Annotated in this window: 21 protein-coding genes; 7 read left to right on the forward strand and 14 right to left on the reverse strand. The window is 38.8% G+C overall.

What is annotated here, in order from left to right; translation table 11 throughout:
* Positions 1-14: 14 nt before the first annotated feature.
* Both gap and lipA read right to left on the reverse strand, forming a co-directional pair.
* A complete protein-coding gene (gene gap, locus AC3E9U_RS10950; protein ID WP_488746946.1) occupies positions 15-1013 on the reverse strand; it encodes a type I glyceraldehyde-3-phosphate dehydrogenase in 999 nt (332 codons plus the stop codon).
* A gap of 31 nt (positions 1014-1044) precedes the next feature.
* Complete coding sequence (gene lipA, locus AC3E9U_RS10955; protein WP_488746947.1) at positions 1045-1917, reverse strand: lipoyl synthase; 873 nt, start codon at positions 1915-1917, stop codon at positions 1045-1047.
* A 154-nt stretch (positions 1918-2071) separates the two neighbouring features.
* Here lipA and nhaA point away from each other — a divergent pair, with 154 nt between their 5' ends.
* Positions 2072-3232, forward strand: a complete 1161-nt coding sequence (gene nhaA / locus AC3E9U_RS10960; RefSeq protein ID WP_488746948.1) for a Na+/H+ antiporter NhaA — start codon at positions 2072-2074, stop codon at positions 3230-3232.
* A 29-nt stretch (positions 3233-3261) separates the two neighbouring features.
* On the opposite strand, the gene AC3E9U_RS10965 is transcribed toward nhaA, so the two are convergent.
* From AC3E9U_RS10965 to recF, 7 genes are all read right to left on the reverse strand, one after another.
* Positions 3262-4086: an energy transducer TonB gene (locus AC3E9U_RS10965; RefSeq protein WP_488746949.1), complete on the reverse strand. Its 825-nt coding sequence runs from the start codon at positions 4084-4086 to the stop codon at positions 3262-3264.
* Between the two features lie 167 nt (positions 4087-4253).
* Complete coding sequence (locus AC3E9U_RS10970) at positions 4254-4772, reverse strand: RNA polymerase sigma factor (protein WP_488747157.1); 519 nt, start codon at positions 4770-4772, stop codon at positions 4254-4256.
* A 38-nt stretch (positions 4773-4810) separates the two neighbouring features.
* The gene (locus AC3E9U_RS10975) at positions 4811-5917 is read right to left on the reverse strand and encodes a glycosyltransferase (protein WP_488746950.1); all 1107 of its coding nucleotides are present in this window, start codon (positions 5915-5917) and stop codon (positions 4811-4813) included.
* 127 nt (positions 5918-6044) lie between these two features.
* Positions 6045-6668, reverse strand: a complete 624-nt coding sequence (locus AC3E9U_RS10980; RefSeq protein ID WP_488746951.1) for an FMN-binding negative transcriptional regulator — start codon at positions 6666-6668, stop codon at positions 6045-6047.
* A 78-nt stretch (positions 6669-6746) separates the two neighbouring features.
* Positions 6747-7760, reverse strand: a complete 1014-nt coding sequence (gene murB / locus AC3E9U_RS10985) for a UDP-N-acetylmuramate dehydrogenase (protein ID WP_488746952.1) — start codon at positions 7758-7760, stop codon at positions 6747-6749.
* 20 nt (positions 7761-7780) lie between these two features.
* The gene (locus AC3E9U_RS10990) at positions 7781-8476 is read right to left on the reverse strand and encodes a thioredoxin domain-containing protein (RefSeq protein WP_488746953.1); all 696 of its coding nucleotides are present in this window, start codon (positions 8474-8476) and stop codon (positions 7781-7783) included.
* 26 nt (positions 8477-8502) lie between these two features.
* Entirely contained in the window at positions 8503-9582 is a 1080-nt protein-coding gene (recF, locus tag AC3E9U_RS10995; RefSeq protein WP_488746954.1) for a DNA replication/repair protein RecF, read from the reverse strand.
* Positions 9583-9718: 136 nt separating this feature from the next.
* On the opposite strand from recF, the gene AC3E9U_RS11000 reads away from it, so the two are divergent.
* From AC3E9U_RS11000 to AC3E9U_RS11025, 6 genes are all read left to right on the forward strand, one after another.
* Positions 9719-10510 carry a tetratricopeptide repeat protein gene (locus AC3E9U_RS11000; RefSeq protein ID WP_488746955.1) on the forward strand — a complete coding sequence of 264 codons (792 nt, stop codon included), beginning with the start codon at positions 9719-9721 and terminating at the stop codon, positions 10508-10510.
* 101 nt (positions 10511-10611) lie between these two features.
* Positions 10612-11106 carry a 6,7-dimethyl-8-ribityllumazine synthase gene (gene ribH / locus AC3E9U_RS11005; RefSeq protein WP_488746956.1) on the forward strand — a complete coding sequence of 165 codons (495 nt, stop codon included), beginning with the start codon at positions 10612-10614 and terminating at the stop codon, positions 11104-11106.
* Between the two features lie 189 nt (positions 11107-11295).
* Positions 11296-13188: a DNA mismatch repair endonuclease MutL gene (gene mutL, locus AC3E9U_RS11010; RefSeq protein WP_488746957.1), complete on the forward strand. Its 1893-nt coding sequence runs from the start codon at positions 11296-11298 to the stop codon at positions 13186-13188.
* Positions 13185-13937, forward strand: coding sequence for a rhomboid family intramembrane serine protease (locus AC3E9U_RS11015; RefSeq protein WP_488746958.1), 753 nt, complete (start codon positions 13185-13187; stop codon positions 13935-13937). Before mutL ends, AC3E9U_RS11015 begins: the two co-directional genes overlap by 4 nt.
* Before the next feature lie 44 nt (positions 13938-13981).
* Entirely contained in the window at positions 13982-14854 is an 873-nt protein-coding gene (locus AC3E9U_RS11020; RefSeq protein ID WP_488746959.1) for a rhomboid family intramembrane serine protease, read from the forward strand.
* 39 nt (positions 14855-14893) lie between these two features.
* Entirely contained in the window at positions 14894-15931 is a 1038-nt protein-coding gene (locus AC3E9U_RS11025) for an endonuclease/exonuclease/phosphatase family protein (protein ID WP_488746960.1), read from the forward strand.
* Here the strand turns inward: AC3E9U_RS11025 and AC3E9U_RS11030 are convergent, their stop codons facing one another.
* From AC3E9U_RS11030 to AC3E9U_RS11050, 5 genes are all read right to left on the reverse strand, one after another.
* Positions 15932-16543: a WbqC family protein gene (locus tag AC3E9U_RS11030; RefSeq protein WP_488746961.1), complete on the reverse strand. Its 612-nt coding sequence runs from the start codon at positions 16541-16543 to the stop codon at positions 15932-15934.
* A gap of 76 nt (positions 16544-16619) precedes the next feature.
* Positions 16620-18314, reverse strand: coding sequence for a signal peptidase I (gene lepB / locus AC3E9U_RS11035; RefSeq protein ID WP_488746962.1), 1695 nt, complete (start codon positions 18312-18314; stop codon positions 16620-16622).
* Between the two features lie 42 nt (positions 18315-18356).
* Positions 18357-19058: a 4-hydroxy-tetrahydrodipicolinate reductase gene (dapB, locus tag AC3E9U_RS11040; protein WP_488746963.1), complete on the reverse strand. Its 702-nt coding sequence runs from the start codon at positions 19056-19058 to the stop codon at positions 18357-18359.
* A gap of 10 nt (positions 19059-19068) precedes the next feature.
* The gene (locus AC3E9U_RS11045) at positions 19069-19641 is read right to left on the reverse strand and encodes a DUF5683 domain-containing protein (protein ID WP_488746964.1); all 573 of its coding nucleotides are present in this window, start codon (positions 19639-19641) and stop codon (positions 19069-19071) included.
* On the reverse strand, positions 19641-20540 hold the full coding sequence (locus tag AC3E9U_RS11050; protein ID WP_488746965.1) for a ParB/RepB/Spo0J family partition protein: 900 nt from the start codon (positions 20538-20540) through the stop codon (positions 19641-19643). The genes AC3E9U_RS11045 and AC3E9U_RS11050 overlap by 1 nt, the downstream gene beginning before the upstream one ends.
* Positions 20541-20545: the final 5 nt, after the last annotated feature.

Below are 20545 nucleotides of genomic sequence, written 5' to 3' on the forward strand. Positions count from 1 at the left end.
ATAAATTTAGTGAATTATTTCTTAGAAATAAAACTAATGAGGTCAATTAATCGTGAAGAATAGCCGATTTCATTATCATACCACCCTACCACTTTTACCATTTTGTCAATCACGGAAGTCAGTTGGGCATCAAAAAGACAGGAATGAGGGTTTCCTAAGATGTCGACGGAAACGATAGGGTCTTCCGTATAGTCAAGGATGTTTTTTAGTTCGTTTTCAGCTGCTTTTTTAAAAGCGTTGTTGATTTCCGAAATCGAAACCTCTCTTTTTACATTGAAAGTGATGTCTGTTAATGAACCGTCAGGAACGGGAACTCTGATTCCGCAACCCCCCATTTTGCCTTCCAGATGAGGGAAGATTTTTGTAATGGCTTTGGCTGCTCCTGTGGTTGTCGGGACAATGGATTGCGAGGCGCCTCGTGCTCTTCGTAAGTCTTTGTGGGGCTGATCGTGCAGACTCTGGTCCGTTGTATAAGAGTGAACTGTAGTGATGTAAGCCTGTTCAATGCCGCATAATTCCTCAATGACTTTAATCATTGGTGCCGCATTGTTGGTGGTACAGCTTGCATTCGACACGATATGTTCGGTACCGTCAAGAATGTGTTCATTTACTCCTAAAACCACTGTTTTTATCAGTTCTGTTTCTGACGGAGCGGAAAGAATCACTCTTTTTGCACCAGCAGAAATATGCTGACTTATATCCTCGTAAGTTTTGTGTTTGCCGGTCGATTCAACAACAAAATCTATATTTAAATCACCCCAGTTGAGGTCTGAAATTTTCTTCTCATTAAAGAATAAAAACGACTTTCCGTCAACGATGATCGCATTGTCAGTTGCAGTTACTGTGCCAGGCAAAACTCCATGAATACTGTCGTATTTTGCCAAATGAGCCATTGTTTTTACATCGGCAATGTCATTAATGGCAACCACCTCAATTGTAGGGTGATTTAAAAGCAATCGGAACAAATTTCTTCCGATTCGACCAAAACCATTGATGGCAATTCGTGTTTTCAAATTTGTAATTCGTAATTTTTAATTCGTAATTCTAAAGAATATGTTTCTGAGCATGGTAAGAGGAACGAACCAAAGCGCCGCTTTCTACGTGACGGAAGCCTAGTTCTTTTCCGATCTGCTCGTATTTTTGAAATTGTTCCGGTGTAATGAATTCCTTAACCGGCAAATGTTTTTTGCTTGGCTGTAAATACTGACCGATAGTTACGATATCAACATTCGCCTCGCGCAGATCTTTCATGGTCTGGATCACTTCTTCTTCGGTTTCGCCAAGACCAAGCATTATCCCTGATTTTGTTCTTCGGATGCCCTGATCTTTTAAATATTTTAAAACGGCTAAACTTCTGTCATATTTCGCCTGGATACGAACCTCTCGGGTTAAACGACGAACGGTTTCCATGTTGTGTGAAACTACTTCCGGACTAACTTCAACGATACGGTCAATGTTTCTTTCTACGCCCTGGAAATCCGGGATTAAGGTTTCCAAAGTGGTTTCAGGATTCATTCTTCGTATGGCTTTTACCGTTTCCGCCCAAATGATGGAACCCATATCTTTAATATCGTCACGGTCCACACTGGTTATTACGGCGTGTTTGATGTTCATGATTTTGATGGAACGGGCTACTTTTTCCGGTTCATCCCAATCCACCGTTTCCGGTCTTCCGGTTTTTACACCGCAAAATCCGCACGAACGCGTACAGACATTTCCAAGAATCATAAACGTTGCGGTTCCGTCTCCCCAGCATTCACCCATATTAGGACAACTTCCCGAAGTACAGATCGTATTCAGTTTGTATTTGTCAACCAATCCTCTTAATTCGGTATACTTTTTACCTGTAGGTAACTTTACGCGTAACCATTTCGGTTTTCCTGTCGGAACAATGTTGGATTCTAAAACCGTGTTCATCTTCTCAAAAATTTGTAGCAAAGATAAGCATTGTTGTTAATCTGACGAGCGGTTTAACGCATTTTTAATAGGTAAGGGATGAGGGTTTTATGGGTTTTCTAATCCGATAAAAAGTGGTATTTTAGCGGATAATCACTTTAGGCGTCCAAATTAGATGAAAGTAACCCGAATGTTTACCGAGTTTTTTGAAAAAGAAAAAGCTTCCGGTGTTGTTTTAATTGCGTGTACTTTTGTTTCCCTGGTGTTAGCGAATTCGCTGCTTAGAAACAGTTATGAACAGCTGTGGGAATTTCAGATCGGACATCATTCACTTGAGCATTGGATAAACGACGGACTGATGACCATCTTCTTTTTACTCATCGGATTGGAGCTGGAACGCGAAGTCTATATTGGTGAATTGTCCAAAATTAAAAATGCTCTTTTTCCGATAATTGCAGCAGTGGGAGGAATGTTGGTGCCTGCCGGGATTTACATGGTGCTCAATTTCGGAACTTCAACCCAATCCGGTGCGGGAATCCCTATGGCTACAGATATCGCTTTTGCGTTGGGGGTTTTGTCTTTGCTGGGAAATAGGGTGCCGATGCCTTTAAAAGTGTTTTTGACCGCATTGGCCGTAATTGATGATTTAGGCGCCATTTTGGTCATCGCTTTCTTTTATACCGACCATCTTTCATTTTTTAATCTCGCAATGGCTTTGGGAATCATGGGTGTGTTGTTTGTTTTTAACCGAATGAAAATAAAACTTTGGTGGCCTTATGTAGTTGGAGGAATCGGGATGTGGTATTTTATGCTGAATTCCGGTATTCATGCTACAATTTCGGGTGTTTTGCTGGCTTTTGTAATTCCTTTTGGAGACGGAAGCGAAAATAACATATCTTGTAAAATGCAGCATTTTCTGCATAAGCCGGTAACTTTTTTTATTCTGCCGGTTTTCGCGTTGGCAAATACAGCTATATTCATTGAAAACGGTTGGGTTGAAGGGTTGGTACATGAGAACAGTATCGGTATTTTTCTTGGATTGGTAGCCGGAAAACCAATCGGAATTTTATTCTTTTGCTTTTTGGCGGTAGCTTTTGGCTGGTGTACTTTGCCGAATGGATTGCAATGGAAACACATTTTAGCTGCCGGTTTTATGGCAGGCATCGGTTTTACCATGTCGATCTTCATTACGTTGTTGGCATTTAAATCAAACACCGAAGTCGTTACCATTTCTAAAATCGCGATTATGATTTCGTCACTGGTGGCAGGAGTTGTAGGTTTTGTTTTTCTAAGCAGTATACTTAAAAAGAGCGGAACTGTTGAAAATGAAGCATAAAAAAAGCAAAACCTGAGTTTTGCTTTTTGTTACTGAATGTTAACCGTGATTGGTAGGTTGTAAGCAGTTCTTACAGGTTGTCCGTTTTTATAACCCGGAGACCATTTTACATTCATGCTTTGTAATACTCGGGTAGCTTCTTTTCCAAGATTATAGCCCGGATCTCTCGTTACTCTGATGTTTGAAAGTGTTCCGTCTTTTTCGATTACAAAATACACCATCACTTTTAAAGATTTGACATTGTCGTCTACTTCCGGCGTTTTGAATTTGTTGCCTACAGCATTGAGAAAAGCACCTATTCCACCCGGATATTGGGGTTGTACTTCCAATGCGGTCGGCATTTCGATTGTATTCGGATTAGCGCTTCCTGTTCCTGCAGTGTTGGTGACAATCGGCGGAGTAGTAATGTTACTGGTGGTTGCTGCACCTTCATGATTTTCAGAACCGATTTTAGCTTTTTCCAGCTCGTTGTTAGTTGCGATATTTTCCTGAGTTGCATTCTCTTTCTTAACCGGTTTCATCTCAACGCGCTTTAGAACTTTTTCATCAATTAAAGGTTCCGTAGCAGCGGGTTCTTCCAGCTTAATTTTCTCTTTCGGTAAATTTACTTCAGTAATGTGAATCGTTGGGTCCGGTTTTAGTTTTGGTGTAATTACAACCGCTTCTCCCGGTTTAAGGTAACTGATGATTGTCGGAGTTACAGCTATTCCTCCTAATAACAGCAATGCGGAGCAAAGTGCTTTTACCGTTGTTTTTGGATTTTCAGCTCGTAATTGGTAAGCGCCATAGGCTTTGTTTCTACCTTCGAAAACCATGTTTAGCCAACCGGTTTCGTAAATGTTGATTTTGGACATGATAAATAGTTTTTAAGGTTAATTAAATCTTTTGTTTTATTTAATAACGAAAACTATGCAATCATAGTATTTGAAATGTTAAAAAAAATTAAAAATTTCTACATTTTAACATTTACAACAAAGATAAGTGAGTGTTGTTTGGATTTTGTTGAATGAAAATCAGTGTTCTAGTGTTTTTGCTGAATGATCTCTGCTAAAAGTTTTTTTGCACGTAAAAGTTTGATTTTTACATTGTTTAAGGGTTCGTCGAGTTCGTCGGCAATTTCCTGATAACTCATTTCCTGGAAATAACGCAATTGTATTACTTCTTGGTATGCAGGTTTCAATTCTTTTATGAACAAAAGCAGTCGTGCCAAATTTTGTTCTTTGATGATTTCATCTTCAACGCTCGGTGTAGAGTCGGCTACATCATAAGCCTGACGGTCTTCTTCGTTATTGAAATCTACAAATAATGAGGATTTTTTCTTGCGAAGCATGTCGATATGAACGTTTTTAGCAATGGCAATCAACCAGGTGTTGAAACCGAATTCCGGGTTGTATGTCGAAATTTTGTCAAATGCTTTCGCGAAAGTTTCAATGGTAATGTCTTCGGTGTCGGTTTCGTTTTCAGTGCGTTTCAGCATGAATCCGTACACTTCATTCCAAAAAAAATCCAATAAAAAAGTAAAGGCTACCTGGTCTCCCATTTTAGCCTTTTCAATGTTTTTCTGTATGATTTCCGATGTTATTTCCAATGGTTGGGTTTTGAAACTAAATTAGTAAAGAAAACGTTCAGTTGTGTGAAAATGAGTATAAATTCGATTACGGGGAACCAATACATAGTATCTTTTTCTTTAAGTTTCCCGGCAGCATAACCTAAAGTAGTCCATGCGAAGATGTATCTGAAAACAACCAATCCTCCCACAATCATCCATTGGAATCGGAAGGCAAGCAGTACTATAGCCAGAAGAATGAAAATTAGCTGACTTAAATAATATAGTGTCAACTGAAATTTATCAAAACCTTTATACAATTTGGCAGTTGAAACATGACGTCTTTTTTGACGGAACCAGTCTTTCCAGGTCAGTTTTGGTTCCGAAACCGTAAAACTCTCCGGCGTATAACAAACCGTCGTATTGCTGGCTTTAGAGGCCTGATTGACGAACAGGTCATCATCACCGGAACGTACGCTCATATGATCGATGAATCCGTTGACCCTGAAAAACTCTTCCCGTTTGTAGGCTAAATTTCTTCCGACACCCATATATGGTCTGCCCATTTTTGCCCAAGAAAAATATTGTGTGGCCGTTAGCATGGTTTCAAAACGGATGATTTTGTTCAGGAAGGAACCTTTGATTTTTTCGTAAGCGCCATAACCCAAAACGATCGTTTTGTGCATGGTGAATTGCGCGCTCATGTTTAGGATCCAGTCTTTTGATGTCGGATAACAATCGGCATCCGTAAAAAGAAGATATTCTTTGGAAGCAGCTTTAATTCCCAATGTTAATGCGAATTTCTTATTGCCCCAAAACGCTTCGTTGTTTTGTACTTTGACCAATTTTACATTTGAATACTGACGTTCGTAAGCTTCAAAAATTTCAAGGGTTTCGTCGCTTGAAGCGTCGTCAATAAGTACAATTTCATAATCAGAGTAATTCTGCTCTACTAAAAGCGGGATGAAGTTTTTTACGTTTTCCGCTTCATTTTTTGCGCATACAATTACCGAAATTGGAATGCGTTTCGGAGTGACTTTTTGGGTTTTGGCAAATGCAAACTTTCCAAAAACGATCAGGTAGTAAAAAAGTTGAATGGCAATGATTCCGATAAAAATGTAAAGTAAAATTTGCAGCATGGAAAATCTGAATCGATGTTAAATTGAGCAGCAAATTTATGAAAAAGTGTTTAGGAAACTCTAATTCGCTAGTACAGTTTTATTACGATTTGTTAACAGTTGGCGGAATTGGAAATTGCAAAGAAAGTTATTGTTGCTGTTTGCGTTCTCGAGCCATTTCACATGCGATGGTTCGGGCGTTTTGGTCCTCACTTTTTTCTAATTCCGAAATAATGTAGGTGTGGTTTTTATCATCGCGGTTTTGCGATAGTTTTTTAACCGCCTGAATTTCTGTTATTTCAATTTCAAAAGCCACAAATCCATTGGTCTGTTTCATGGTTTCTTCCGACAGATTTTCAATTTTGACCGGATTTTTTGAATTGCTTTCGTATTTGTCGACGAGTTTCTTCAAAGCAAAAAGCATTTCTTCTCCTTCAATGATTCGGGTTTTTCCGTAAACGTGAACGGCGATATAGTTCCAGGTTGGAACATTCTCGTGATCATACCAGGATGAAGATATGTAACTGTGCGGACCAGAGAATATTGCCAGAATCTCATTGTTATTTTCAAAGGACTGCCATTGCGGATTTTCTTTGGAAAGATGTCCGAACAAAACCTCTTTTCCTTGTGCATTAATCTCTAATTCCAACGGAATGTGCGTTCCCCAAAGTTTTCCTTCGGTCTGATTTACCAGAATACCGAAACTGTTTTTCTTTAAAAAACTTTTGATCTCTTCCGGGTTTTCGTTTTTGTGTAAATCAGGGATATACATGGTAAGTAGTTGTTAGTGTTCAGTGGTCAGTATTCAGTGCTCAGTAATACCTGCTCTAAGCTTTCTGCCTTCTGCTTTCTATATAATATTTACTTCTGCTTCAATAGCAATTCCGTATTTGTCTAAAATAGTTTTCTGAATGTCTTTAGAAACATTTAAAATTTCCTGACCCGTTGCGTTTCCATAATTTACTAAAACCAAGGCCTGTAAAGTATGTACGCCTGCATCTCCAAAACGTTTCCCTTTAAAACCGGCCTGTTCGATCAGCCAGCCAGCAGGAACTTTAACTTCCGTTTCCGAAATGTTATAATGGGGCATATCCGGAAATTGGGCATGTGCTTTTTCGTATATTTCTTTTGAAACAATCGGGTTTTTGAAGAAACTGCCGCTGTTGCCTAGTTCTTTAGGATCCGGTAATTTGCTCTGACGGATCGCGATCACGGCATTACTCACTTGCTGAATGGTAGGATTGGTAATGTTATGTTTTGCCAATTCATGGTCAATGGCGCCATAAGACGTATTGATTTTATGATCTTTCTTTGTCAGTTTGTAAACGACAGAAGTGATAACATATTTGTTCTTCACTTCGTTTTTGAAAATACTTTCACGGTAGCCGAATTTGCATTCCGCATTGGTAAATGTTTCAATTTCCTGAGTGTCCATTCGCATGGCTTCACAGGAAACAAAAGTGTCTTTGATTTCAGCGCCGTACGCGCCAATATTCTGGATAGGAGTGGTGCCTACATTTCCGGGAATCAACGACATATTTTCAATGCCGCCAAAGTTCTGATCCAGATTCCATAACACAAATTCATGCCAATTTTCGCCCGCATTTCCCTGCACCCAAACAAAATCATCATCTTCTTTGACAATTTTACGACCTTTCAGATTGATGTGAATCACTAAAGCGTCAATATCCTGAGTTAAAAGCATGTTGCTTCCGCCTCCCAAAATAAATAGTTTTTCGTTCTGGTATTCTTTCAGGATCTGGGCTAACGCATCGGTATTGGTAACTTCAACAAATGATTTTGCCTTGGCCTCGATACCAAAGGTGTTATAGTTCTTAAGCGAAAAATTGTGTTTGATTTCCATGAATGCTTTTGGCGTAAAAGTTATTTTAGTTGGGCTTTTAATTCTTCTTCCGCTACAAATCCGTTTTTCTTCCAGGTTTCTTTTCCGTCTTTAAAAACGATAACTACGGGAAGTTCAGTATAGCCTAATCCGTTGAAAAGTGCTTTGTTTTTGTCGGCATCCACACGAATGATTTTGGCTTTACCCTGGTATTCTTTTTCCATTTTAGAAAGATAAGGCGCCATTTTTTTACAAGGACCGCACCATTCAGCATAGAAATCAATGACAACCAATTTGTCGGAAGCGATTAATTTCTCGTAATCGGATTTCGTCATTCCGGTGTCAGCTTTTACTTGGTTTTTTGGATGTGCCTCGCTCCATTTCATATAACCGCCATCCATGTTGTAAACAGTTTTAAAGCCCATCGTTGTTAGTTTGTCAGCCGCTTTTTTGCTTCGGCCTCCAACCAGGCAGTAAACAAAAACCGGTTTTGATTTGTCTAATTTCTGAACTTCGGTTTCAAAAGAATTTCCGTTCCAGTCGATGTTTTTCGATTGGTCCAGATGGCCTTCACTATACTCGCCAACGGTTCTTACATCCAGTAATTGTGCATTTTCCGTAGCTTTTAATTTTGATTCAAAATCGGCAACGGAAATGGTTTCTGCGTTTTGACCTTTACTGCAGTTGCTGAAAAATAAAGCAATCGTGAGTATTGATAGAATTTTTATTGTTTTCATTTTACAGTGGTATTTATTATACAAAATTACAAATTAAATAATTTATAGGACTGATGGGTCGATTTTACGATGTTTTCGGTTCGTTCCGGATGGGTGTCGGAAATGAACAATTGTCCGAACGTATCCCTGTTAACCATCTCTACTATTTTGCTCACACGGGTTTCGTCCAGTTTATCGAAAATATCGTCGAATAATAATATGGGTAGGACACCGCTTTGTTTTTTGATGAATTCGAATTGTGCCAATTTTAACGCAATAAGAAATGATTTCTGCTGTCCTTGGGATCCGAATTTCTTGATCGGAAACTGATCGATTTCAAATGAAAGATCGTCTTTATGGATGCCGACGCTGGTGTATTGCAGCACGCGGTCTTTGGTCAGGTTTTCTTCGAAAAGTTTCAAAAGCGGTTTTTCAGAAAGCTGACTTTGGTATATGATCTGAACCGTTTCGGCCGAGTTGGTTATGGCCTGATGATGCTGGTTGAAAATCGGAATAAAATCTTCCAGAAACTGCTTTCTTTTTTCAAATATTGATGTTCCGAGGCCGTCTAGCTGCTCATTGTAAATAGAAAGCGTATCGGTTTCAAAAGTCTGGTTTGCCGCGAAATATTTTAACAAGGCATTGCGTTGCGAAATGATTTTCTGGTATTGGATCAGTTGCTGAAGATACGTGCTGTCGAGTTGTGAAATTACGCTGTCGATGAACTTTCTTCGGGTTTCGCTTCCTTCAATAATTAGATCCTGATCAGAAGGGGAGATGATTACTAAAGGTATGAATCCGATGTGTTCCGAAAAACGTTCGTACGGTTTGTTGTTTCGTTTCAGGATTTTTTTCTGTCCTTTTTTTAAGCTGCACACGATTTGTTCATCGCGTTGGTCCTTTTCGAAGACGCCGTCCACAACAAAAAACTCTTCACCATGCTTTATGTTCTGAACTGCTAACGGGTTAAAATAGCTTTTTCCGTAGGCTAAATGGTAAATAGCATCAAGGATGTTGGTCTTTCCGATGCCGTTTTTCCCGACAAAGCAATTGATTTTTGCATCGAAGTCAAAGGTGGCTTCGGCAATATTCTTGTAATTGAAGAGGGAAAGTTGTTTTAGGTACACTTGAAATCCGAGATTATTTTCAGAAAAAAATAAAACCTTTTTTAAGGTGGGTGCAAATTATTGAAAAATATCGACAAAAAGGATTTTCATATATGAATAAAAATTTTATTTTTGCCGTTCATTAAATTAAAAATAGATGGCAACATATAACAAGAGAGGGTATAAAGCTCCAAAACCAAAAGACGAAGCAGTTGAAGAACAAGTTGATGTTGATGTATTAGATACTGTTAAAGAGGAAGACAGTGCAACGGCTGGCGTATTTAATACTTTGGATCAAAGTGCTAACAAGCTTGAGGACTGGGTTGCTAAAAACCAAAAATATATTTTCGGTGTTGTAGGTGCGATTGCAGTTGTAGCAGCGGGATATTTGTTATACGATAAATTCGTTGTTGAGCCAAAAGAAAATGACGCGGCAAACGAAATGTTCCAGGCGCAGCAGTATTTCCAGCAGGCAGTTGACGGACAAACCGCTACTGATTCTTTATACAACCTTGCTTTAAAAGGTGGTGACGGGAAATTAGGTTTCATCGGAATTGCTGAAAACTATTCAGGGACTAAAGCGGCTAATCTTGCTCATTATTATGCAGGTATGTCTTATCTGAACACAGGTAAATTCAAAGAAGCAGTTGAGCAGTTAGAGCAGTTCAAATCAGACGATATGTTCTTAAAAGCGATTTCTATCGGAGCTATCGGAGATGCTTTCTCTGAATTAGGTAAGAAAGAAGATGCGTTAAGTCAGTATCAAAAAGCGGCTGATGCTAATATCAATGATTTTACTACACCGAGATATTTATACAAAGCAGGTCAGTTATGTATGGAAATGGGTAAAAAAGCAGAAGCTTTGAAATTCTTTACTCAGATTAAAGAGCAATACGAAACTTCTCAGGAAGGTGCTACGATTGACGCAATGATTGCAATGGTTGAGTAATGAGATTAGAATTCAGAAATTAGAATTCAGAAACTTGAAGAATGCTTCGGTTTAACTAAATGTAATTTCTAATTTCCAACTTCTAAATTCTAAATTTAAATATGGCAACAGCAAATAAAAATTTATCAGAATACGATAAAAACACAATCCCAAACGCGAAAGATTTTCGGTTTGGGATTGTTGTTTCGGAATGGAACGATAAAATCACCGAAGGATTGTATTCCGGTGCAGAAGCGGCGCTTTTAGACTGCGGAACGCTTCCCGAAAACATCATCCGATGGAATGTACCCGGCAGTTTCGAGTTGGTTTACGGAGCGCAACGCATGATCGTAACGCAGGAAGTGGATTGTGTTATCACAATTGGCTGCGTGATCAAGGGCGAAACCATGCATTTCGAATTCGTATGCGAGGGAGTAACTCAGGGAATCAAAGATCTGAACGTTCAGACCGACGTGCCCGTTATTTTCTGTGTCTTAACCGATAATAATGAGCAACAGTCTATTGACAGAAGTGGAGGTGCTCATGGTAATAAAGGTACGGAAGCAGCTATTGCGGCAATCAAAATGGCTGATTTGAGAAGAAAAACAGCGCAATAAAGAAGAATTCTGTTGCTTGTCTGTTTTGCAGATAAAAAGCAGACTAAAAGATAGTAAAAAAACCTATTCGAAAGAGTAGGTTTTTTTTGTTTTTTATGATTCTGTTGGCTAGAATAACAAAAACCTTTTGCTTAAATTTGTCAACAGGGGGTTCTTTTAAAATCCCTGTTCATAACTTATTTAATTTCAATGTCAAGTATAATTCAATTACTACCCGATCACGTTGCGAACCAGATTGCTGCCGGAGAAGTTGTTCAACGACCTGCTTCCGTGGTAAAAGAACTGGTGGAAAACGCGGTCGATGCAGGTGCTACCGAAATTAAGCTCATCGTAAAAGATGCAGGTAAGACCTTGATTCAGGTAATTGATAACGGAAAAGGGATGTCGGTGACCGATGCGCGCTTGTGTTTCGAGCGCCACGCGACCTCTAAAATCCGTCAGGCAGAGGACTTGTTTTCCCTGCATACCAAAGGTTTTCGTGGAGAAGCATTAGCATCCATAGCGGCGATTGCGCATGTGGAACTGAAAACCAAGCAGGATCAGGAAGAGTTAGGAACTCACATTGTAATTGAAGGCAGTAAGTTTGTTTCTCAGGATGTTGCTGTGTTGCCCCGAGGAACTTCATTTTCCGTAAAAAATTTATTTTTCAATATACCGGCACGACGCAATTTCCTTAAATCCGATACGGTGGAGTTTCGTCATATCGTAGATGATTTTGAACGCGTGGCGTTGGCGCATCCTAATATTCATTTCATGCTTTATCATAACGGCAGTGAAATGTTTAATTTGCCGCAATCCAATCTGCGTCAGCGTATCGTAAATGTTTTTGGAGGCAAGACCAATGAAAAACTGGTTCCGGTTACGGAAAGTACCGAAATAATGGGAATCCAGGGATTTGTCGGGAAGCCGGAATTTGCGAAGAAGAATCGCGGTGAACAGTTTTTCTTTGTTAACGACCGATTTATTAAAAGTCCGTACCTGCATCATGCGATCATGGCGGCTTATGAAGGTTTACTGAAAGACGGAAGTCAACCGAGTTATTTTTTATACCTCGATGTGCCTCCGCATACGATAGATATCAATATCCATCCGACCAAGACGGAAATCAAGTTTGATGACGATCAGGCGATGTATGCTATTTTACGCTCTTCGATCAAACACAGTTTGGGGCAATTCAATGTCGCTCCGATTCTGGATTTCGAAAGGGATTCGTCTTTGGATATTCCGTACGATTACAGAGAAAAAGAAAGCGAAACACCTTTGATCCAGGTGGATGCCAATTTTAATCCGTTTGCTGATGAGGCACCGGTGAAATCGTTTGCATCTTCTGGAGGAGGATCCCATTCGTTTGGATCGAGCTTTAATTCGGGATATAAGAAACAACAAAGCAATTCGAGTTGGGAAAGCCTTTATGTCGGATTAAAAACCGCTACCGAAGAAATTGACGTCAGTGAAATCCAATTTGAGAGCGAAGAAGTAACGGGCTCTCTTTTTGATGATAAAGAAATTGAATCTACAGGCAACCGTACATATCAGATTCAGAAAAAATATATTGTCAGCCCGATTAAATCCGGAATGATGATTTTATATCAGGAAAGAGCACATCAACGTATTTTATATGAACAGTTTCTGACGAATATTACTGTGCACCATGCGGCAAGCCAACAATTGCTTTTTCCTTTGGAATTGCATTTCTCACAGTTGGAAATGACGATGATCAAGGAACTTCGTCCTTCGCTGGAAAATACAGGCTTTGTGTTTGATGCCTTGACTACTGAAATTCTTGTTATTTCCGGTCTGCCGGTAAATGTTTCAGAAAGTGAAGTGAGAGGTCTTTTAGAAGAACTGATCCGTGATCTGGAAGGCGATCTTCCGGAAAGCAGTTTCAGTCAGAGTGATCGGATTGCGAAATCGATGGCACGAAGTCTTTCTGTAAAAACAGGGACTTATTTAACTGAAAAAGAACAGGAAAACATTGTGAACTCGCTATTTGCCTGCAAGGATCCTAATGTTTCTCCTTTTAATAAACCTACTTTCATTACCATGGGTGTGGAAGATCTAGACAAACGTTTTGCGATATGATGAACATGACCGAAACTGTTAAGCAGTTAATTATAATAAACGTACTTCTTTACGTGGGTACTATTTTTGTCCCTGCGACTTTGGACTATTTACCAATGTTTTACTTTGAAAATCCAAATTTCAAGGTATGGCAAGTGGTAACCCATATGTTTATGCATGCTCCGTTTCCGACTTTCATACATATCTTGTTTAATATGTTTGCCCTGTATTCTTTCGGAAGTGCTTTGGAGCATTTTTGGGGCGCGAAGAAATTTTTGTTTTTCTATATTTCATGTGGTTTGGGAGCCATGATTCTTCATAATGTCATAAATTATTACAGCTTTCATTCTGTTTATGATTCATTGGTTAATTCCGGATTAAAACCCGCTGAAATAACTTCCTTTTTGAATACCGGCTCTATTTCATATAATGAAGAATTGATAAGAAAAAGTGATTTACAAACCATTTTTGACATTTATAATGGTAGAATGTTAGGTGCTTCCGGAGCTATTTACGGACTTTTGGTTGCTTTTGCGTTTATGTTTCCAAATGCAGGTCTTGCTATGATCTTTTTACCGATTCCGGTTAAGGCAAAATATTTTGTTCCCGGATTGTTGCTGCTGGATTTGTTCCTGGGAGTAAAAGGGAATTCAATTTTTGGAGGCGGTACCGGAATCGCACATTTTGCTCATATCGGGGGAGCAATCATCGGATTTATCATGATGGCCTACTGGAAGAAAAACCAATTTAACAATAATCGATGGAATTAACTGTAAGCAATCAACAAAGTAATTCTTAAAACATACATTTACGGATGAATATTTTAGACGACTTTAAGTTACAATATAGAACAGGAGACATCACCCAGAAACTTATTTTCTGGAATGTAGGGATTGCTTTGCCTTTTTTTGTCGTGCAATCTTTTTTCCCGTCGTTTTTTGAGTTATTGAAGACGTGGCTTTGCTTATGGTCAAATTTTGAATTTGCCATTCTGAAACCCTGGACCTTCATTACCTACGCGTTTCTTCATGCCGATTTCTGGCATTTATTATTCAATATGATCGTTCTGAATTTTACCAGCCGATTATTTCTGACCTATTTTACCCAAAAACAATTTTTCGGCTTGTATTTGCTGGGAGGTATTTTTGCAGGATTGGTGTTTGTGACTACGAACCTGTTCCTACATGGTAATTATCCGCTCGTAGGTGCTTCCGGTGCGATTATGGCTATATTGATAGCGTCGGCCACCTATGCACCTTTTTCTGAAATCCGTTTGTTGCTAATCGGAAATGTGAAACTGTGGCATATAGCTCTGGTTTTGATTATTCTGGATCTGATACAGGTTCCGATTAACAATACGGGAGGGCATCTGGCCCATATGGGTGGGTCACTTTTTGGCTTTCTATACATTAAAACATTGCAACGAGGGACTGATTTGAGTAAAATAGTGTCGAACGTCATTGATTATTTTGTTTCTTTGTTCTCAACAAAAAAAGCAACGCCTTTTAAAAAAGTTCATAAAAATTCAAGTCCTCAATATCAATCCAACAGAACAACAACGGTTGAGAAAAGCAGTACTACTCAAAAGAAAATTGATGAGATCCTGGATAAGATCAGTAAATCAGGATATGATAGTCTGACAAAAGAGGAAAAAGATTTTTTGTTTAAAGTAGGGGATAATAAGTAATACTTGTTTAATAGGCTGTCATAGTCAGGTGATTGTTTAATGAAAAAATTATCGTGGATAAATAAAATAGGTTTTTTTCTCAATATCGTTTTAACGGTATCGACTTTAGTAGCCTATTTATTGCCTTTCTTAGCGCCAAAAATGTTTCCGTTTTTATCGGTGTTGACACTGATATTGCCCCTGATGCTGATACTCAATATTGTATTTGTGATTTATTGGGGCATTCAGTTGAAGAAACAGGTTTTTATTTCGGCAATTGTTTTGTTAATAGGAATCACATTCTTCAATAAATTCTATAAATTTTCAGGCAAAGACCTGATTGTGGAGGATAATGATTTCTCGGTCATGAGTTATAATGTCCGTCTTTTCAATGTTTTTGAATGGATGAGCAAACAGAATATTCCCGAAGATATTGCCGATTTTATCGCATCTCAGGATCCGGATGTTTTGTGTATTCAGGAATATACCACATCAGTCAAAATAGATTTAGGAGGCTACAAGTATAAGTACATCCTGATGCAGGGCGATAACATCCATACGGGTCAGGCTATTTTTTCCAAATTTCCGATAATCGACAAAGGAGAAATTGATTTTCCGGGGTCCGATAACAATGTAATTTTTGCTGATATTAAAATGCGACGGGATACTATTCGCGTATACAGCATGCATTTGCAATCCACGAAGATCAGTCCGGATATTCATGAAAAGATCGATGAGGCGAAGTCCAAGAAGATTTTCCGCCGTATGAGTGAAGCTTTTGCGGAACAGCAGGCACAGTCCGAATTAATAAAAGAACACGAAGCCGATTGTAATTATCCTAAGATTATCTGTGGCGATATGAACAACAGTGCTTTTTCGTACGTTTACCGTAACATTAAAGGCGGTATGAAAGATGCTTTTGAAGAAGCGGGTGAAGGTTTTGGAAAAACGTATGATTATGAATTCTATCCGGCCCGAATCGATTATATCCTAGTGGATAAAGCTTTTGAGGTAAAGAATTTTAAGAATTTTGACAATTTCGTCAATTCAGATCACTTTCCGATTACAACGCGTCTTATGTTAAAAAAGGAAGAGTAATTAAATACTCTGGTTCCTCATATAATCCATCGCATATCGACCTTCATTAAACAACAGATCCAAAATACTTAAGTTGTTTAAAAAACCGTGTTTTTCTTCAAAAACCTGTGTGTAAGGTTCGAAAACGGAGCCATCTTTCTTTCCGTTGACCAGCGTTCTGAAATCGGTTAAACCGTTGGCATCGTGGAAGTATTCCGTTGTTTTTTCAAAGTTGAATTTAGCTCCCAGACATTCAGTAATAATTTCTATGGTCTGAAAGTTTAAGTCCATCATGAACTCATGTTTCTTTTCAAAAATTGGTCGGATATCATCCTCGAAATATTCAAAAAAAGGAGAGGTACGATAAGCGGCTTCCAGCGATTTGAAGTGGTTTTTCTGCCAATCGAAGTCATTCTCGATGCGGACATCTTTAAATTTCTGATGAGGGATGGGTGCATGTTTTACGGGGATATTCAACAACTGAATCCCGTTTGGCGAATAAATATACATCCTGTTACGGTTGGTTTGCTTTTGGAAATTATCTTCCATTTCAAACGTAATCGTTTCTGCTTTTACCATTGCAGCAAAATGACTGATGGATGGGAAATAGGTAGGATGTATTAGGATGTTCATGACGAAATAATTCTGTTATATATAAAAATAGTTTTGCAGTAATGTGAAGTACTGCAAAACTATCGGCTATATTTTCTTATGCTTTTTTCTTAGCCTGTCTTTTTCTGAAAAAACTGTAACCGAACCATCCTGCAAGAACAATCAGGAAGTATTTGAAATACGAAACCGGTTGGCCATCGCCACCTACTGTCGTAAATAATCTTTCCCAACGGATTTTATCAATCAGTTTGCTCGCAGGGACGTCCTGATCCAAACTCATCCAGATAAATACAGGTTTTCCGACAATGTGGTCTTCCGGTACATATCCCCAATAGCGGGCATCTTCGGAACGGTGACGGTTGTCTCCCATCATCCAGTAGTAATTCTGTTTGAACGTATAACTATTGGTCACCTGACCATTGATACGGATTTCATCACCATTTACTTTTAAGTCATTGTGCTCGTATTCGGTGATGATGTATTTGTAAAACGGTAGCGTTTCTTTGTTAAGTGCAACTTTTTTACCTGCTTCAGGGATGTAAATCGGACCGTAATTGTCGATGCTCCAGTCTTTAGTGTGAGGGAAGCAATCTTTTCCATTAGCACCTTTTGGAAGAATTATGCGAACAATAGAATCAAAAGCCTTGCTGTTTCTCAATTCTTCGGCACCTTTTAACGTTAGGTTTACTTCTGCAGAGGTGTCGTAAATTTCCTGAGCATACAAACCGATTTTAGAGGTTACATTAACAGGTATACCGCCTCCGCTTGTAGTTACAGTGAGTGAATGGTCTGCATTTTGAACACCATCGGTTAAATAAGGATGTACAGCGTCTAATTGATCCTGACTGGTAGGTTTGATGATGTATTTTCGGGTGAACTCCGTTGAGCCGGTATTCTTGATAAGTTCCATATTTACCCCCTTTTTGGCATATACAGTATGCATGAACTGAGGTTTTGCTCTTTCCGGTAATACGGATTCTTTTCCGTTGATGTAAATAAATCCGTCTTTAATGGACAGACTGTCACCAGGAATACCTACACAACGTTTAACGTAATTTGATTTTTTATCGATTGGTTTTTCAGCTCTTCCCATTTTTTTATCAAAAAACTGATAAACCGTATCCATTGGCCAGTTAAATACCACAATATCATTTCGCTCCACTTTGGAAATACCCGGGAATCGGAACGAAGGTAATTGCGGACGATACAAATACGATTTAGTTTTGATAAATGGAATCGTGTCATGTACCATGGGTGCTGCGATCGCAGTCATTGGAGTTCTTGCGCCGTAGTGAAATTTACTTACGAATAAGAAATCTCCAATTAATAATGATTTTTCAAGGGATGAGGAAGGAATCGTAAACGGTTGAATAAAATAAGTGTGAACCAGTGTTGCCACAATCAATGCAAAAAGCAATGAACTTACCGTGTTTTCTTTCTTTATCTTATTTTTTTCAGGGATATGCGTTACATTCTGCGTATAGTTAACATAATAGATATAAAAACCAAGTGTTAATACACCTAAGGCTGTATCTATATCCGATTTTTTTCCGAAAGCTCTTAATGTTTCCACCCAAACCACCGGAAACATGATCAGGTTTACAATAGGGATAAATAATAAAATAGTCCACCAGGTCGGGCGATCGATGATTTTCATCAAAACAATGGCATTATAAACCGGAATGGCTGCTTCCCAGGATTTGCGTCCTGCTTTTTCATATAATTTCCATGTTCCTGCAAAATGTACAAGCTGTACGATCAAGAAAAAGATAAACCATTGTAATAATGTCATAATCTCCTGTATTAGTTGGTTTGGTTATTTTATTGTCAAATCTTATTTTAAATTCAAAACGTCTTTCATGGTGAAAACACCTTTTTTACCGTTTATCCATTCGGCAGCCACAACAGCTCCTAAGGCAAAACCTTCGCGACTGTGTGCCGTATGTTTTATTTCAATCTGGTCTACAGCAGAGTCATAAAAAACACTGTGCGTTCCCGGTATGTTTTCAATTCTTTTGGCTTCAATATGGATTTGGTCGGTGTTCGGCTGTTCCATTGTCCAAGAGGAATAGTTTGAATTACCGATAATTCCTTCCGCCAGACTGATTGCCGTTCCACTAGGTGCATCAAGTTTCTGCGTATGATGGATTTCTTCCATGGAAACTTTGTAGTCTTCCAGATTTGCCATCATTTTTGCCAGATAATTGTTCAATTCGAAGAAGATATTCACTCCTAAACTGAAATTGGAACCATATATAAAAGCCCCGTTTTTCTCTTTACACAATGACACCATTTCGTCATACTGTTCCAGCCAACCTGTAGTCCCGGATACAATTGGTACATTAGTAGCGAAACAAGTTGAAATGTTACTCACGGCAGCAGTAGGAACACTAAAATCGATAGCAACATCCGCTTTTTCTAATCCCTCATAGGTGTCACCGTGGTCTTTTCGCAGTACGATTTCGTGACCTCTTTCCAAAGCAATGCGTTCGATTACTTTACCCATTCTTCCGTAGCCTAAAAGTGCAATTTTCATGATATTTCGATTAGAAATTATAATTTAATGTCAGACCGACATTGTGTTTGTAATTGATTTCGTTTTGATATAAATCAGGACGAAGTGTAAGATTCTCGTTTACGTTGAATTGCATCAAATGCGCGTCAACGTTGGCGTCCACGATGTTTAAGACATAAATGGCAATGGTAATGAAAGCCGATAAGTCGCGGTTTCTACGGTAGAATTTCTGTCCTTCAATCAAACGGTTGTTGTCTAATGGCCCGAAGTAAGTATCATCATCCTGATAATGCGATGTGCCGTTTAGCCTGTCTTTGTATTCGTCCCGGAAATTCTGATATTTTCTATTGTTGTCTATATAAAAATAGACACTCGTTGCCAGTCCGGCATAGATAATGGGAACTTTCCAGTATTTTTTATTGTAAACCTGTCCCATTCCCGGAACCAATGCCGAGTAAAAAGCAGCTTTCGCAGGGGCTAGAACATCAATTTTACCCGTTTTAACAGAGTCCTTTGTAATCAGTAACGGAGCTTCGGTTTGAGAAAGAACTGTTTGTGATGTAAAGAACAGTGTGAAAAAGAATATGATCAGTAACTTATTCACTATCCGTTGATTAATTTTAAAATCCTGTTGAAATCTTCTTCAGAATGGAACGGAATGGTTATTTTTCCTTTTCCGTTGGCGGTCACTTTCACATCTACTTTTGCGCCGAAGAAATCCGTAATGCTTCTTTGCTTCATAACGTCGACTTCAAAAGAAGTTCCTTTCTGTGTTTTTGCAGGAGCCGGTTTCAGACTGTCATGGTAAGCTTTAACCAATGCCTCAGTTTCGCGAACAGATAGATTCTGGCTTACGATTTTCTGATAGATATCGGTTTGTATATCGTGATCTTCCACATTGATGATGGCACGACCGTGACCCATAGTGATAAATCCGTCGCGAATACCGGTTTGGATAATCGGATCTAATTTTAATAAACGCAGGTAATTAGCGATCGTTGAACGTTTTTTACCAACACGGTCACTCATTTGTTCCTGAGTCAGTTGAATTTCGTCAATTAGTCTTTGGTAAGACAAAGCGATTTCGATAGGGTCTAAGTCATGTCTCTGGATATTTTCCACCAAAGCCATAACCAACGAATCATTGTCGTTAGCAAGACGGATATAAGCAGGAACCGTTTTTAAACCGATCAATTTCGAAGCACGCAAACGACGCTCTCCGGAAATCAACTGATATTTGTTGAAATCGGTTTTTCTAACCGTAATCGGCTGGATTACACCTAATTCTCTGATGGACGAAGCCAATTCCTGAAGTGATTCTTCGTTGAAATTGGTTCGGGGCTGAAACGGATTGATTTCAATCGCTTCAATGTCAAGTTCAATAATATTTCCGACAACTTTGTCTGCATTTTTATCCTCAACCGATTGAATATCGTTTTCCGGATCTTTTAATAACGCCGATAATCCTCTTCCTAATGCCTGTTTTTTTACCGCTTTTGTCATAAAAT

Source organism: Flavobacterium sp. 21.1, assembly GCF_057801535.1.